This window comes from Janthinobacterium sp. SUN206 (assembly GCF_030587305.1).
GTDB classification, from domain to species: Bacteria; Pseudomonadota; Gammaproteobacteria; order Burkholderiales; family Burkholderiaceae_D; genus Janthinobacterium; species Janthinobacterium kumbetense.
The window spans coordinates 123558-139842 of sequence record NZ_JAPWIB010000006.1; the positions used below are offsets into that span (position 1 = coordinate 123558).

Here is a 16285-nt window from a genome sequence, read left to right on the forward strand (position 1 = left end):
CATCATGCGTGGACTGTATCTGGTCACCCCGAACTGGGATGACACCGACCGCCTGCTCGATATCACGGAGCAGGCTTTGCATGGCGGCGTGGCGCTGCTGCAATACCGCCACAAGAGCGCCGACGCGGAGCAGCGGCGCGAACAGGCGGGCGCCTTGCTGGCCCTGGCCCGCAAGTATGGCGTGCCTTTCATCGTCAACGATTTTCTCGAGCTGTGCGAAGAGCTGGACGCGGACGGCGTGCACGTGGGCGGCACGGACGCGTCCGTGGCGCAGGTACGCGCGCGCCTGGGTAGCGGCAAGATCGTCGGCGCTTCCTGCTATGGCGACATGGCCCTGGCGCGCACGGCAGCAGAGGGCGGCGCCAGCTACGTGGCCTTCGGCGGCTTTTATCCATCGCTGGTGAAAAAGTATCCGGTGACGACGCCCCTGGATATCGTGCTGCAGGCGAAACGCGAAATCGCCTTGCCCTGCGTGGTGATCGGCGGCATGACGCCGGAGAACGCGGCGCCGCTGGTGGCGCGCGGGGCCGATATGGTGGCGGCGATCAGCAGCGTATTTGGCAAGGGACATCAGGCGGACGATGTGGATATTGCAGTGCAGCAATTCAATCTGCTGTTTGCGGCATGAGCATGGGAATCCAAGGCTGGTTTGAGGGAATAATCGGCATATAATAAGGGCATCATTCATTACCGAGGTCCCTTTACCCATGAGTCAGCCAGCCGCCGCGAAACGCCTTATCCTGATCGTTGACGATGACCAGCTCCTGTTGGAATTCCTTGGCGAAGTCCTGCGCCATGCCGGCTACGAGACGGCCCTGGCCCATTCGGCCGAAGTGGCGCTGCAGCTGATCGCCCAGCGCGAGCCTGACCTGGCCTTGCTCGACATCCACATGCCGGGCATGTCCGGCCTGGAACTGGCCAAGCGCCTGCACGGCGAAACGGCCGTGCCATTCATGTTCCTGTCCGGCAGCGGCGACAGCGAATCGGGCAAGCAGGCGGCCGCCTACGGCGCCGTCGGCTATGTCGTCAAACCCGTCGACGAAGGCCGCTTGATGCCGGCGTTCGAAGCGGGCCTGGCGCGCGCCGATGAAATCCGCCAGCTGCGCCGCACCGAGCTGAACCTGAACGCGGCCCTGGCCGCCGGCCGGGAAACGAGCCTGGCCGTCGGTTTGCTGATGGGCAAGTTCCAGACGGACCGCAACACGGCGTTCGAAGTGCTGCGCGACCACGCCCGCTCCAGCCGCCGCAAGATCAATGAAATCGCCAGCCAGCTGCTGCTGGCCGAGGAAACCCTGAACGGCTTGCACGGCGCCTTTTTGAATCGCGCGAAAACCAAGTAAGAGTTTCAAGTAAGCGTTGCACCGGCGCCGGCGTGGCATGTCGGCGCCTGCCTTGTTATGATGTGACGATACGGCGCGCTGGCGCGCCTGGTTCAACCATACACAGGACACACATGAAAACCAAAGCAGCGATTGCATGGAAGGCGGGCGCGCCTTTGACCATCGAGGAAGTCGACCTGGCCGGCCCGCGCGAGGGCGAGGTACTGGTCGAGATCAAGGCCACCGGCATTTGCCACACCGATTACTACACCCTGTCGGGCGCCGATCCGGAAGGCATCTTCCCATCCATCCTCGGCCATGAAGGCGCCGGCATCGTCGTCGACGTGGGGCCTGGCGTGAAAAGCCTGAAGAAGGATGACCACGTCATCCCCCTGTACACGCCGGAATGCCGCCAGTGCAAATTCTGCCTGTCGCAAAAGACCAACCTGTGCCAGTCGATCCGCTCGACCCAGGGCCGCGGCCTGATGCCGGACGCGACGTCGCGCTTTTCCATCGACGGCAAGCCCATCTTCCACTACATGGGCACCTCCACCTTCTCGAACTACATCGTCGTGCCGGAAATCGCCCTGGCGAAGATCCGCGAAGATGCGCCCTTCGACAAGGTCTGCTACATCGGTTGCGGCGTGACGACGGGCGTGGGCGCCGTGCTGTTTACGGCCAAGGTCGAGGCGGGCGCCAACGTGGTCGTGTTCGGCCTGGGCGGCATCGGCTTGAACGTGATCCAGGCGGCGAAGATGGTGGGCGCCGACAAAATCATCGGCGTGGACATCAACCCGGCGCGCCAGGCCATCGCGCGCAAGTTCGGCATGACGCATTTCGTCAACGCCAACGAGGTGGAAAACGTTGTCGATACCATCGTGCAGCTGACGGACGGCGGCGCCGACTATTCGTTCGAATGCATCGGCAACACCACCACGATGCGCCAGTCGCTCGAGTGCTGCCACAAGGGCTGGGGCCAGTCCATCATCATCGGCGTGGCGGCGGCCGGCCAGGAAATTTCCACGCGTCCGTTCCAGCTGGTGACGGGGCGCGTGTGGAAAGGTTCCGCCTTCGGCGGCGCGCGCGGCCGCACGGACGTGCCGAAGATCGTCGACTGGTACATGGAAGGCAAGCTCAATATCGATGATTTGATCACACACAGGCTGAAGCTCGATGATATCAATCAAGGTTTTGACTTGATGAAGAGCGGTGAATCGATCCGCTCCGTCGTGCTGTATTAATGAATTGAAATACGCCGTACCACGGCGTTTTTGCGGAGGCTGCGGCCTCCGTTTTTTTTTGCCCGGCATGCCATCCATCGCCCGTGTTTGCCATCCAGGCAGGTCTTTTTGCAGCCTGTCGCACGGCGCTGGAGGCCAGGTCCGCTTGCCGCTACAGTCAACGCTCCACTACTTTTGCGACGAGGCAGCCATGACCACTTCCCATCGTTTGATCCTCAGCCTGGCCGGTATCCTGCTTGGCGGCAGCGCGCTGGCCGTGCAGCCGCCGCAACCGCCCGCGCCACCGGCCCCGCCTGCCGCGCCCAGCGTGCAGGTCAGCCGTTCGCTCGACAAGGGCGAAAGCTATGCGCTGGTCGATGGCACCAGGGATAGCGAGGGCGTCATCGTCGTCGACAGCGATATTCACTCGGAGCAGGTGGAAAAACTCAAGCGCTCGATCAAGGGGCCGTTCCTGTGGTTCCGCGATCAGGGGCAGGCCTATGTGCTGCAGGATGCGGCCTTGCTGGGCAAGGTGCGCACGGCATGGGAACCCTCGAGACAGCTGGGCAAGGAGATGAGCGCGCTTGGCGATCAAATGGGCGCGCATGGCAAGGCCATGGGTGAAATGGGCCGCAAGATGGGCGCCCGCAGCCTAGAAAAAGGCAGCGCGCGCGAATCGGAACAGTTGCGCGTGCTGGGCCGCCAGCAGCAGGAGCTGGGCCGCAAGCTCGGCGACGCCTCGCGCCGCCAGGCGCTGGCGACGAGCGACACGGCGCGCCGCGCGGCCGAGCGCGACGTGGAAGGCCTGCAGCAGCAGATGGAAGATGCGCAGGACAAAATGGAAGAGATCAACGACCGCATCGCCGACGTACACGAGCGCGAGGCCGAGAAAATGGAGCAGATGTCGCGCCAGATGGAGCAGCGCGGCAAGCCGATGGAAGCGCTGGGCAAGCAAATGGGCGACCTGGGCCGCCAGCAGGAAAAAGTCGTCAAGATCGCGGACAAGACCACGCGCCAGGTGATCGCCCAGGCGCTCAGCGAAGGCAAGGCCAAGCTGGTGCGCTGAAGGATGTGCTCAATTAGCAGGCCAGTGGCTTGCGCATCAGGCAGCGCAGCGCCGGATCGTGTCCGTCCTGCGCTTCGCGCGCCAGCTTGAGCGCGTGGCCTGCGCCCAGCGCCGCGGCCCCGATTTCGCTGAAACCATGGCGCGCATAGTAGGGTGCGTTCCATGGCAGGTGGCGATACGTGCTGAGCGTCAGGCCGGCGCAGCCCTGCGCCCGGGCATGGGCCGCTGCCGCGTCGAGCAAGCGCGCGCCCACGCCCTGCCGTTGATGCGGCAGGGCAACGGACAATTCCACGATGAACAGTTGCCCGTCGAGCGGTTCGGCGGCCAGGAAGCCTGCCGGCTCAGCGTGCCCATCGGCGGCCACCCATACGCCGCCCTCGCGCTGCAGCGCCTGTAAGGTGCTCAATGGTAAGGGTTCTCCCTGCGCCAGCCACGCCAGTCCGGGGCCGGCCTGCGCAAACAGGGCCGCGGCGCTGCGCTCGACCTGGGCCAGCAGGGGCAGGTCGGCGCTGCCGGCTGTGCGGATGGCGTACTTCACGGCGTATGCCACGCGGCGGTCACGGTGCGGTATTGCGCCGGCAACTGCCTGGCGTCGTCCTCGCTGGCATATGCGTCATCCTGCACCGTGTCCCAGCGCGCGTCGCAGCTGAAACGGTAGACTTGCGCCTCGTCCCCGTAGCGGCACACGGCCAGGCCGTGGATGGCGATGGGGGCGGCGCCATCTTCAGCAGCGACATGGCCGAAAGGCAGGTCGGACCAGGCCCAGGCCAGTACGCGGGCGCCGTCGAGGTGGCTGGGAGGTGTCATGGGCATGTTTTCATCAGCTGTGCAGTGATGCCGATTGTAGCGCGCACGCGGCGAATCCGGCACGACCGCTGGACAAATGCACAGTATTTTTGGCCATGCCGGTATAATCACGGCATGCAAAATCTTCTTCACAACCTCAATCCCGAACAATTGGCTGCCGTCACCTTGCCGGCGCAGCATGCGCTGATCCTGGCGGGCGCCGGTTCGGGCAAGACCCGCGTGCTGACCACCCGCATCGCGTGGCTGATCCAGACCCAGCAGGTATCGCCGCCCGGCATCCTGGCCGTGACGTTTACCAACAAAGCCGCCAAGGAAATGCTCACGCGCCTGTCGGCCATGCTGCCGATTAACACGCGCGGCATGTGGATCGGCACCTTCCACGGCCTGTGCAACCGCTTGCTGCGCACGCATTACCGCGACGCAGCCTTGCCGCAGACCTTCCAGATCCTCGATTCCCAGGATCAATTGTCCGTGATCAAGCGTTTGTTGAAGGCAAACAATATCGATGATGAAAAATTCCCGCCGAAGACGGTGATGTATTTCATCAACAATGCCAAGGACCAGGGCTTGCGCGCCACGGATGTGGAAGCGTACGACGCGCACGAGCGCAAGATGGTCGAGCTGTACCAGCTGTACGACGACCAGTGCCAGCGCGAAGGCGTCGTCGATTTTGCCGAATTGCTGCTGCGCACGTATGAATTGCTCAGCCGCAACCAGCCCTTGCGCGAACACTACCAGGCGCGCTTCCGCCATATTTTGGTGGACGAGTTCCAGGATACGAATAACCTGCAATACAACTGGCTCAAATTGCTGGCCGGCCACGGCAGCCGCGATGGCGGCGCCCTGTTTGCCGTCGGCGACGATGACCAGAGCATCTATGCCTTCCGCGGCGCCAACGTGGGCAACATGAGTGCCTTCGAGCATGAGTTCCAGGTGAAGAACTTGATCAAGCTGGAGCAGAACTACCGCTCGCACGGCCACATCCTCGACAGCGCCAACGTATTGATCGCGAACAATAGCAAGCGCCTGGGCAAGAATCTGCGCACGGACGCGGGCCATGGCGAGCAGGTGCGCGTGTATGAAGCCAGTTCCGACTTGCAGGAAGCGCAATGGATCATCGAAGAGGCGAAAAGCCTGATCGCCGATGGCGCGTCGCGCAGTGAAATCGCCATCTTGTACCGCTCGAATGCGCAGTCGCGCGTGATCGAACACGCGCTGTTCTCGGCCGCCATTCCCTACCACGTGTATGGCGGCCAGCGCTACTTCCAGCGCGCCGAGGTCAAGCACGCAATTGCCTATTTGCAATTGATGGACAATCCGCACAACGATTCGGCTTTCTTGCGCGTGGTCAATTTCCCCACGCGGGGCATCGGCATGCGCTCGATCGAGCAATTGCAGGCCGCGTCGGAACAGTACGGCATTTCGCTGTATGCGGCCGTGCCGTATGTGGCGGGCAAGGCGGGCAGCGTGCTGGCCGGCTTCGTCAAGCTGATCGAAGGCGTGCGTTTCGAAACGCAGCAATTGTCCTTGCCGGAAATGGTCAGAGTGGTGCTGGAAGCGAGTACCTTGCTGCAACATTATCAGAATGAAAAGGAAGGTGCCGACCGCATCGAGAACCTGGAGCAGATGGTCAGCGCGGCCAGCCAGTTCATTTCCGAAGAAGGTTTTGGCCAGGGCGCACCCGCGCATTTGGGGCCAGCCGCCCAGGCACAGTCGGGCGCGCCCGTCGTCAACCAGGATGGCATCGAAATCCTGGATGCGGACGCGCCGCTGCCGGCCGTGATGTCGCCGCTTTCCGCCTTCCTGTCGCACGCGTCGCTGGAAGCGGGCGACAACCAGGCGCAGGCGGGCCAGGATGCGCTGCAGATGATGACGGTGCACTCGGCCAAGGGCCTGGAATTCGACAACGTCTTCATTACCGGCCTGGAAGAGGGCCTGTTCCCGCACGAAAGCAGCTCGAAGGAAGACAATGGCGTGGAAGAGGAACGCCGGCTGATGTACGTGGCCATCACGCGCGCGCGCAAGCGCTTATATATGAGCTTTTCGCAGACGCGCATGCTGCACGGCCAGACGCGCTACAACATGAAGTCGCGCTTCTTCGACGAATTGCCGGAAGAATCGCTGAAATGGCTGTCGCCGAAGGTGCAGGCGAACTGGTTCGGCAACCGCAAGTCGGCCTGGGACGAGGCGCCGAAGCTGGCCAGCCTGGGTTCGGACAATGCGATTGCGCAAAAGATCGCGCAAAAAGCCACGGGTGGCGGCTGGCGCATCGGCGAATCCGTGGCGCACGCCAAGTTCGGCGAAGGCGTGATCGTCAATATCGAAGGCGGCGGCGGCAATGCGCGCGCGCAAATCAATTTCGGCCAGCACGGCATGAAGGTGCTCGACCTGGGCATCGCCAAGCTGGAGCGATTGGGGCGTTGAGACACGAGCGGCCATAAAAAAGGGCAGCCTGCGCAGGCTGCCCTTTTTTCATGCGGCGTGAAAATCAGTCGTTGGGCTTGTCCAGCGACACCGTCTTGCTCTCATCGACGGGCAGGCCGAAGATCTGGCGGTAGGCGGCGTAGAACGAGCAATGCATGATGATGGTGAGAATCATCGACAGCGGCATCATCAGTTGCATCATCAGCGGCGTGCGGCCAAAGATGACGGCCAGCAACTGGCTGGTGACGACGCTGATGGCGAACCAGGTGGCGGCGAAGACGATGAAGGCCGACAGCGAACGCCAGACGGCGAAAAAGCTGAAGAACAGCGCCTTGCCCAGCCCGGTTTGTTTCCAGTAGATCAGCGGTGCGGCAAAGCAGAAGGCCATGGCGGCCGGCACGTACAGCACGATGGCCAGCAAGATGCCGAGGCCCAGGCGCGATTCGGGGATGGCGGTACGCGCCGCTTCTTCCGTCAATTGCCCCGTGACCAGTTGCCACAGCAAGCCGTCGTCCACCAAAGTCGAGGCGCCGATGGCCACGATGGCCATCAGGATGTACAGCACGCCCAGGCCGAACAGGGAAGGAAAGGCCGGTTTGCGGAAGCCCGAGATCAACAGGCTGGGCAAGACGCGCTTGCCCTGGTCGATGTTCAGGCAGCCTTGCACGAAGGCGACGGAAAACACGGGGACGAGGATGACGGGCAGCATCTGGCCGAGCACGGGCACGATGCTGACGGCCAGCATGCAGAACATATAGCCGAGAAACAGCATCGACATGCCGCCAGGTTGCTTGCGAAACAGGGCGAAGCCTTGTTTCACCCATTGCCAACCTGTACTTGCAGGTAATTTTTCCATGTTTAAAACAGTTCCGGAGCAGGTGTGGCGATACGTTCGCGCAGAATGCGTTCGAAATGCGTGGGATCGTGCGGGGTCAGCATTTCCGCTTCGCGCGGCTGGTAATAATCGTACAGGCGCGACAGCCAGAAGCGCAGCGCGGCGGCGCGCAGCATCGGTTGCCATGCCGTCTGTTCTTCATGCGTAAACGGACGCACGGCCCGGTAGGCGTCGAGCAGGGCCCGCACTCTTGCCGTGTCGAGCACGCCCGTGGCCAGGTCCACGCACCAGTCGTTGACGGTGACGGCCACGTCGAACAGCCAGGTGTCGCAGCCGGCAAAGTAAAAGTCGAAAAAGCCCGTCAGTTGTTCGCCGTCAAACATGACATTGTTGCGGAACAAGTCGGCATGCACGGGACCGCGCGGGATGGCTTTATACGTATCGCAGGCAGCAAAGGCGTCCTGGAAGTGGATTTCCGCGCGCAGCAAATGGGCTTTGGCATCGTCGAGGTGGTGCAGGACGAGGGGCGTGGTGGTGTTCCACCAGTCCAGGCCTCGCAGATTCGGCTGTTGCAGGGGGAAATCCTGCGCCGCCAGGTGCATCTTCGCCAGCATGGCGCCCACGGCCGCGCAATGCACGGCTTGTGGCGCCATCTGCGAGCTGCCGTCGAGTTTGCTGACGATGGCGGCCGGCTTGCCTTGCAAGGCCGTCACCAGTTCGTCGTCCGCATTGGCGATCGGCGCCGGCACCAGTACGCCCCGGTCCGCCAAATGGCGCATCAGTTGCAGATAAAACGGCAATTGCTCGAAGCTGAGGTTTTCAAAGATCGTCAGCACATACTCGCCGCGCTCCGTGCTCAGGAAGAAATTGCTGTTCTCGATGCCGGACGCGATGCCCTTGAGCGCCAGAGGTTTGCCGAGTGGAAATTGCGTGATCCACTGGCCGATATCGTCCAGGTGTAGCGCGGTAAAAACTGCCATGGGAAAGAGAGGAATGGTCTAAAAGGTCAAAAAAAGCCTGCTGCCCCGCAGGTGGCCGGGGCAGGGCAGAAGAGAGTGGCTGCTTACTTCGCTGGTGCGGGCGGCGCTGGCGCGTCCGCGGCCTCTTCGTCGCGTTGTTTCTGTTTCTTCTTGCCCAGATCAAATTCCAGTACTTTCCATTGCGGGCCGCGCAGGGCGCCGCTGTGGGCCTGGTCGCCGCCGGCGGCCGGCTTCATGTAATAGGTGCTGCCGCCGCTCGTCACTTTCACTTCGGACGTCACGCCCGCTTCGCGTTTTTCGGTAATCTGCTGCTTGGCCGCGGCCGGCGCCACGGTGATGGGCGCTTCGCCCATTTCCTCGATGCGTTCCAGTTGTGGCGGCGCGTCGCTCGGTTTGGCCGGCGTCTGGGCGCTGGCGATGGCCGAACATGCCAGCAGGGGCAGGGCGAGGAATGTCCAGAGTGTCGATGTACGCATCATGATGGGTTCGCTTCCATGTGAGGGACTGCAGCGCGTGCAGTAGTGTAATGCCGTCAATTTATCTATAAGGCATTGTAACAAACTGGTAGGCAATGCTGTTTAATACGGCTGATTAATGTGCCGAAATGGCCGGCGGCGGCGGCCCACGCGCCCGCACGGGGCCGCCAGGGCGGCAAAAACGCCGGAAATGGCAGGCGTTGCGGCCGGTGGCGCGGCCCTAAACTCTGCGATAATTGGGCGATATTCCGCCCGCCAGCCGCTGTTTCCTCCCGGCTGGCGCGGCTCACCTTATTTTATTGGCATTATGCAAAACACCCTGCTGTTAGTCGACGGTTCCAGTTACCTCTATCGTGCCTTCCATGCGCTGCCCGATCTGCGCAGCCCGGACGGTTATCCCACGGGCGCCATGCACGGCATGGTCAACATGCTGCGCCGCCTGCGCGCCGATTACCCGGCCGCCTATATCGCCTGCGTTTTCGATGCCAAAGGCAAAACTTTCCGCGATGACATGTATCCGGAATACAAGGCCACGCGCGCCTCGATGCCGGACGACCTGCGCCTGCAGATCGAACCGATCCACGAAGCCGTGCGCGCCATGGGCTGGCCGATATTGATGGTCGACGGCGTGGAAGCGGATGACGTGATCGGCACCCTGGCCGTGCAGGCGGCCGCCGCCGGCATGGACGTGGTGGTGTCGACGGGCGACAAGGACCTGGCGCAGCTGGTCAACAGCCAGGTGACCCTGATCAATACCATGAGCAATGAAAAGCTCGATGAAGCGGCCGTGCTGGTCAAGTTCGGCGTGCCGCCGAACCGCATCATCGATTATCTGTCGCTGATCGGCGATACGGTCGACAACGTGCCGGGCGTATCGAAATGCGGCCCGAAGACGGCCGTTAAATGGCTGACCTTGTACGACAGCCTGGAAGGCGTGATGGAAAACGCGGCCAAGGTGGGCGGCGCCGTGGGCGAAAACCTGCGCACGGCCCTGCCATGGCTGCCGCAGGCGCGCGCCTTGATCACCGTCAAGACCGATTGCGACTTGTCCGAACATATGACGACCATCGCCGACTCGCTGGTGGCGAAACACGAAGACAAGGAAGCGCTGCTGGCCTTCTTCCAGCGCTACGGCTTCAAGGCCCTGCTGCGCGAACTGGGCGCCACGCCGCCGCCGATGTCCCCCGTTGGCGCACCGGCAACTGGCGGCGCTGCCGCCAACACGACGGGCGACATGTTTGCCGATGCCGCGCCAGCAGTGGAAGCCGTGTATGAAACCGTGCTGACGGACGAGCAGCTGGACAAATGGATCGCGCTGATCGATGCGGCGGCCTTGACGGCCGTCGATACGGAAACCACCTCGCTGGAACCGATGACGGCGCAAATGGTCGGCATTTCCCTCTCCGTGGCAGAGCACGCCGCCTGCTATATCCCGCTGGCCCACGATTACGCGGGCGCGCCGGAACAGTTGACGCGCGAACACGTGCTGGCGAAGCTGCGCCCATGGCTGGAAGATGCGAACAAGCCCAAGCTGGGCCAGAACCTCAAGTATGACAGCCACATCTTCGCCAACCACGGCGTGACGTTGCGCGGCATCGCCCACGATACCTTGCTGGAATCGTATGTGTTCGAATCGCACAAGAAGCACGACATGGACAGCCTGGCCCTGCGCCACCTGAATTACACGACCATCCCGTTCGAGGACGTGTGCGGCAAGGGCGCCAAGCAGATCACGTTCAACCAGGTGGAAGTGGAGCAGGCGGCGAAATACGCGGCCGAGGATGCGGACGTCACCTTGCGTTTGCACAATGCCATGTGGGGCAATGTGGCGAATGATGAGAAGCTGACCTTCATCTATGAAAAGATCGAGATGCCGACGGCCGTGGTCTTGCAAAAGATCGAGCGCAACGGCGTGCTGATCGATGACGAATTGCTCAACATCCAGTCGGCCGAGCTGGCCGTCAAGATTCTCGAACTGGAAAAGAAGGCGTATGAACTGGCCGAGCAGCCGTTTAATCTAGGCTCGCCCAAGCAGATCGGCGAAATCTTCTTTGATAAGCTGAAACTGCCGGTGGTCAAGAAGACGCCAACGGGCGCGCCGTCGACGGATGAGGAAGTGCTGCAAAAGCTGGCCGAGGATTATCCGCTGCCCAAAGTGCTGCTCGAATACCGGGGCATGGCCAAGCTGAAGTCGACCTACACGGATAAATTGCCGAAGATGATCAACGTCACCACGGGCCGCGTGCACACGAACTATGCGCAAGCCGTGGCCGTCACGGGACGGTTGGCGTCGAACGACCCGAACTTGCAGAATATTCCCATCCGCAGCGCGGAAGGCCGCCGCATCCGCGAAGCCTTCATTGCGCCGCCGGGCAGCCATATCGTTTCGGCCGACTATTCGCAGATCGAATTGCGCATCATGGCGCACATCTCGGGCGATGAAGCCATGCTGCGCGCGTTTGCCGACGGCATCGACATTCACCGCGCCACGGCCGCCGAAATCTTTGGCGTGCCGGCCGCGGAAGTGCAGAGCGAACAGCGCCGCTACGCCAAGGTCATCAACTTTGGTTTGATCTACGGCATGAGCGCATTCGGCCTGGCCGGTAACCTGGGTGTGGACCGCACGGCCGCGCAAAGCTATATCGACCGCTACTTTGCCCGTTTTTCCGGCGTGAAACAGTACATGGAAGACACGCGCCAGCAAGCGAAGGCGCGCGGCTACGTGGAAACCGTGTTCGGCCGCCGTTTGTGGTTGCCGGAAATCAATTCGCCGAACGGCCCCCGCCGTCAGGGCGCGGAACGGGCGGCGATCAACGCGCCCATGCAAGGCACGGCCGCCGACCTGATCAAGCTGGCCATGATCGCCGTGCAAGGCTGGCTGGAAGCGGACGGCTTGCAGACGAAGATGATCATGCAGGTGCACGATGAACTGGTGCTGGAAGTGCCGGACGCCGAGCTGGAATTGGTCAAGCGCAAGCTGCCGGAACTGATGGCCGGCGTGGCTGCGCTGAAAGTACCGCTGACGGCCGAGGTGGGCGTAGGACGCAATTGGGACGAAGCGCACTAGGACACCAGACCAAATCTACTGCGCGGCGCGATTTCCGGCCTGCGATGCTCACTGTGCCTTGGCACAGTTGCGCTTCTCGGCCAGAACTTGGGGCCGCTCGCTACGATTTTGTCTGGGTCCAGAGATTTGACTTCACTTAATGCAACATTTTCAGGAGAAACGCATGAGCGACATGATCACCGATTGTGAAAGTTTGCTGGGCCAGAGCAGCTTGTCCGGGCCGGATGGCCGGCGTGGTTTCCTGAAGGTGGCGCTGGGCACGGGTTTTGCCGTGGCCGTGCTGCCCGTGGCGGCGCAAAACGTCGTCAAGACGGATTCCGCCGGACTCGTCACGGGCAGCATGTCGGTGATGGTCGATGGCCAGGCCGTGCCCGTGTATGCGGCCCAGCCGGAAGGCAAGACGGGTTTGCCCGTGGTATTGGTCATTTCGGAAATCTTTGGCGTGCATGAACATATCGCCGACATGGCGCGCCGCTTCGCCAAGCAGGGCTATCTGGCGCTGGCGCCCGACCTGTTCGTGCGCCAGGGCGATGCCACCAAGGTGGCCAGCATTGCCGATTTAATGAAAGGCATCATCGCCAAGACGCCGGACGCGCAAGTGATGGCGGACCTCGATGCGGTGGTGGCATGGGCGAAACAGAATGGCGGCGACACGAGCCGTTTGGGCATCACGGGTTTTTGCTGGGGCGGGCGCATCACGTGGCTGTACGCGGCGCACAATCCGGCCGTCAAGGCGGGCGTGGCCTGGTATGGCCGCCTCGTCGGCGAACCGACTGCCTTGCAGCCGAGCAACCCCATCGATATCGCCGCCAGCCTGAAAGTCCCCGTGCTGGGCTTGTATGGCGGCAAGGATACGGGCATCAGCCAGGAATCGATCGGCAAGATGAAGGATGCGCTGGCCAAGGGCGGCAACCAATCCGAGTTTGTCGTGTATCCCGATGCGGGCCACGCCTTCAACGCCGATTACCGCCCCAGCTATGTGGCGGCCGATGCGAAAGACGGTTATGCGCGTTGCCTGGCCTGGTTCAAAAAGCATGGCGTGGCGTAATGCCGCAACAGAAAAATACCGCATTTCCCAGAAATTGACGCGCAAGCCGCACCGGGCTGTAAAATGCCCGGTGCGCGCCAATGCAGTACAATTGCATCTTCATCGCGCGACGCTGCCGCCAGACGCGCAAAAAATTAAACAATAGATAACAACGCATTCATCAGGCCAGACGCCAGCATCGCGGGCGCCAGTGACCCGGCGCCATTTTGAGGTAAGAAAATCATCGATCCCGTCCTTATATCCATTTTGCTCGCGACCACGATCGCGGGCGTGTTCAGCATTACCGCGGCGGCGATCTTTTCGTTTGCATTCCTTTCCAAAGTGGTCGAGCGCATGGTCAGCTTGTCCGTCGGCATCATGTTGTCGACGTCCCTGCTGCACGCCTTGCCCGAAGCGTTCGAATCGCAGGCGGATCCGCGCAGCCTGTTCGCCACCCTGCTGGCGGGCTTGCTGGCCTTTTTCATGCTGGAAAAATTCGCGATTTTGCGCCATTCGCACCACCACGAAGGCGACGGCCACCACCATGCGCACGGCCACGACAAGCACGAAGCGGGCAAGTCCGGCTGGATGATTCTAGTGGGCGACGGCATGCACAACTTTACGGACGGCATCTTGATCGCCGCCGCCTTCCTGGCCGACCCGAAGCTGGGCCTGGTGACGGGCCTGGCCATCATCGCGCATGAAATTCCGCAGGAAATCGGCGACTTCATCGTGCTGCTCAACGCGGGTTTCTCGCGCCTGCGCGCCTACATCTTCAATCTGCTGTGCAGCCTGATGGCGGTGGCGGGCGGCTTGCTCGGCTATTTCACCCTGGACCGCGCCAGCAACCTGATTCCTTACGTGCTCGTGTTTGCCTCGTCCGGCTTCATCTACATCGCCTTGAGCGACCTGATGCCGCAGATGCAGCGCCGCGCCACCTTGCGCGAAACCATCCCGCAAGTGCTGCTGATCGCGCTGGGCGTGTGCATCGTGCTGTTCCTGACGCATAAGCGCCACGGCGGTTGATGTCCGCCACTGCCGGCGCAGTGCTACCTATGCTATATTGCCTTTCTGACTAACTTGCACAGAAAGGAGGAAAATATCATGGAAGAAAACTTGTTGCTCGCCGTATGGCGCGCACGCTCTTTAAGCGCATTTGCCAGCTCTTGCCCACGTTCTATCGCGCTGCGATAACCTGGCCAGAGCAAAGTCACCCTCCTATACGAGTCCTTTCCTGGTACTCCGTTGTCGTTAGCGCTCCTGTTAACGCGGATGCTTGCATCCCGAACAAAGACAAGAGCCATGACTACCCTGATCTCGACACAAGCTTTACAACTGGATACCCACGACGGTTTCCTCTTCAATGAACTCGCCTTTACCTTGCGCCAGGGCGACCGCATCGGCCTGATCGGCCACAATGGCTGCGGCAAATCCACCTTGCTGGGCTTGCTCAGCGGCACGCGTGCAGCCACGTCCGGCACCATCCATTATTCCCGTGCCTGCCGCTTGCAGCACGTGGAGCAGCACTTGCCGCCGGAACTTGCCAGCCTGAGCCTGTACGACGCCTTGCTGGCACCCGTGCTGGAGCAGCCGGAACTGCATTGGCGGGTCGACAGCCTGCTGGCCGAACTGGGCTTTGATGTTGATACGGCGCAAGTGCCCGTGCATTCCCTGTCCGGCGGCCAGCACACGCGATTGCTGCTGGGGCGTGCCCTGCTGCAGGAGCCGAACGTGCTGCTGCTCGACGAGCCGAGCAATCACCTGGACTTGCCATCCTTGTTGTGGCTGGAGCAATTCCTGCTGGCCTGGCGCGGCGCCTTCATCCTCGTCTCGCACGACCAGCGATTGCTCGACAACGTGGCCACGCGCAGCTGGATCTTGCGCGATAGCCGTCTCTACGATTTCGACTTGCCGTGCGGCCCCGCGCTGGCGGCGCTGGCCGAGGCGGACGTGGCCGCCGCCGCCCGGCATGCGGCCGAACAGAAGGAAATCGACCGCCTGTCTGCCAGCAGCGCCCGCCTGGCCCTGTGGGGCCGCACCTATGACAATGAAGACCTGGCGCGCAAGGCCAAGACCATGCAGCGGCGCATCGACAAGTTGAAGGATGAGCAATCGTTCGTCAGCGATGGCGCGCCGTGGCGCTTGAGTCTGCGCGGCAAGGCGCTGGCGGCCGACCAGCTGCTGGCGCTCGATGGCCTGGACGTGCGCGCCGTGCCTACGTCTCCCGTGCTGTTCCAGGTCGGCCAGCTGTGGCTGAAACCGGGCGACCGCATCGCCTTGCTGGGTGCCAACGGCAGCGGCAAGTCGTCGCTGCTGCGCCTGTGCTGGCAAGCGATCCAGGCGCAGGAGGAACGTGCGGACTTGCGCTACCACAAGGCGGCCAACATCGGCTATTACGACCAGTCGCTCAAGCAGCTGGCCGATACGGCCGACCTGTCCGACGCCCTGTACCCGTTCGCCGTGCAAAACGAGGCTGCGCGCAGCCAGGTGGCGCGTAAGCAGGCGCTGATAGCGGCCGGTTTCCCGTATGCGCGCCATGGCCAGACGGTGGCCACCCTGAGTGGCGGCGAGCGGGCGCGGCTGCTGTTCCTGGGCCTCTCCTTGGCCAGCTATCATTTATTGCTGCTGGACGAGCCCAGCAACCACCTGGACATGCAGGGCAAGGCGGAGCTGGGGCAAGCGCTGCGCGGCTTTGCGGGCGGCTGTCTGCTGGTGTCGCACGACCGCGACTTGATCGAGACGGCGTGCAACCGCTACTGGGTGGTGGCCGACGGCGGGCTGGAAGAGTGGCCCGATGCATCCAGCGCGTATGCACGGCTGAGTCTTGAGGATGGGCAAGCGCCGGCGTCCGCGCCGCGCGTGGAAACGGCGGCGCTTGCGCCAGCGCAAACCGACGTCGACGTGCAGCTGGAACGCTTGTGTGAACTGGAGCAATTGCTGGCGCAAGACCTGGCGAGAAAACCGCGCCACCAGAAGCCGGCCAGCCAGCAGGCGTGGCAGGCGGAACTGGAACGCTTGAATCAAGCGCTGGGGATAACGTCGTAGTTACCCACAGCGCATAAAA

General features: G+C 62.4%; 14 protein-coding genes. 9 read left to right on the forward strand and 5 right to left on the reverse strand.

Annotated elements, in window-relative coordinates; genetic code table 11:
* Positions 1-4: 4 nt before the first annotated feature.
* From thiE to O3300_RS26545, 4 genes are all read left to right on the forward strand, one after another.
* Entirely contained in the window at positions 5-628 is a 624-nt protein-coding gene (gene thiE / locus O3300_RS26530) for a thiamine phosphate synthase (RefSeq protein WP_305054572.1), read from the forward strand.
* A gap of 79 nt (positions 629-707) precedes the next feature.
* Positions 708-1340: an ANTAR domain-containing response regulator gene (locus tag O3300_RS26535; protein ID WP_034749164.1), complete on the forward strand. Its 633-nt coding sequence runs from the start codon at positions 708-710 to the stop codon at positions 1338-1340.
* A gap of 113 nt (positions 1341-1453) precedes the next feature.
* Positions 1454-2560, forward strand: a complete 1107-nt coding sequence (locus tag O3300_RS26540; RefSeq protein WP_034749160.1) for an S-(hydroxymethyl)glutathione dehydrogenase/class III alcohol dehydrogenase — start codon at positions 1454-1456, stop codon at positions 2558-2560.
* A gap of 190 nt (positions 2561-2750) precedes the next feature.
* Positions 2751-3605 (forward strand): hypothetical protein, encoded by an 855-nt coding sequence (locus O3300_RS26545; RefSeq protein WP_305054573.1) that lies wholly within the window; start codon positions 2751-2753, stop codon positions 3603-3605.
* A gap of 13 nt (positions 3606-3618) precedes the next feature.
* Here the strand turns inward: O3300_RS26545 and O3300_RS26550 are convergent, their stop codons facing one another.
* Both O3300_RS26550 and O3300_RS26555 read right to left on the reverse strand, forming a co-directional pair.
* Positions 3619-4143 (reverse strand): GNAT family N-acetyltransferase, encoded by a 525-nt coding sequence (locus O3300_RS26550; protein ID WP_305054574.1) that lies wholly within the window; start codon positions 4141-4143, stop codon positions 3619-3621.
* Positions 4140-4412, reverse strand: a complete 273-nt coding sequence (locus tag O3300_RS26555) for a hypothetical protein (protein WP_305054575.1) — start codon at positions 4410-4412, stop codon at positions 4140-4142. Before O3300_RS26555 ends, O3300_RS26550 begins: the two co-directional genes overlap by 4 nt.
* Before the next feature lie 114 nt (positions 4413-4526).
* Between O3300_RS26555 and O3300_RS26560 the strand changes: the two genes are divergently transcribed.
* The gene (locus O3300_RS26560) at positions 4527-6836 is read left to right on the forward strand and encodes a UvrD-helicase domain-containing protein (RefSeq protein ID WP_099665494.1); all 2310 of its coding nucleotides are present in this window, start codon (positions 4527-4529) and stop codon (positions 6834-6836) included.
* A gap of 64 nt (positions 6837-6900) precedes the next feature.
* Here the strand turns inward: O3300_RS26560 and O3300_RS26565 are convergent, their stop codons facing one another.
* From O3300_RS26565 to O3300_RS26575, 3 genes are all read right to left on the reverse strand, one after another.
* Complete coding sequence (locus O3300_RS26565; protein ID WP_034784808.1) at positions 6901-7692, reverse strand: BPSS1780 family membrane protein; 792 nt, start codon at positions 7690-7692, stop codon at positions 6901-6903.
* A gap of 2 nt (positions 7693-7694) precedes the next feature.
* A complete protein-coding gene (locus tag O3300_RS26570; protein ID WP_305054576.1) occupies positions 7695-8651 on the reverse strand; it encodes a homoserine kinase in 957 nt (318 codons plus the stop codon).
* A gap of 83 nt (positions 8652-8734) precedes the next feature.
* Positions 8735-9130 (reverse strand): hypothetical protein, encoded by a 396-nt coding sequence (locus O3300_RS26575; protein ID WP_070278239.1) that lies wholly within the window; start codon positions 9128-9130, stop codon positions 8735-8737.
* Positions 9131-9434: 304 nt separating this feature from the next.
* On the opposite strand from O3300_RS26575, the gene polA reads away from it, so the two are divergent.
* The 4 genes from polA to O3300_RS26595 all read left to right on the forward strand — a co-directional run bounded on the left by polA (position 9435) and on the right by O3300_RS26595 (position 16266).
* Positions 9435-12194, forward strand: coding sequence for a DNA polymerase I (gene polA / locus O3300_RS26580; RefSeq protein ID WP_305054578.1), 2760 nt, complete (start codon positions 9435-9437; stop codon positions 12192-12194).
* 163 nt (positions 12195-12357) lie between these two features.
* A complete protein-coding gene (locus O3300_RS26585) occupies positions 12358-13242 on the forward strand; it encodes a dienelactone hydrolase family protein (RefSeq protein WP_099665491.1) in 885 nt (294 codons plus the stop codon).
* Positions 13243-13488: 246 nt separating this feature from the next.
* Positions 13489-14247 (forward strand): ZIP family metal transporter, encoded by a 759-nt coding sequence (locus O3300_RS26590; protein WP_099665490.1) that lies wholly within the window; start codon positions 13489-13491, stop codon positions 14245-14247.
* 276 nt (positions 14248-14523) lie between these two features.
* Positions 14524-16266 carry an ABC-F family ATP-binding cassette domain-containing protein gene (locus O3300_RS26595; RefSeq protein ID WP_305054579.1) on the forward strand — a complete coding sequence of 581 codons (1743 nt, stop codon included), beginning with the start codon at positions 14524-14526 and terminating at the stop codon, positions 16264-16266.
* The last annotated feature ends 19 nt before the right edge of the window (positions 16267-16285 follow it).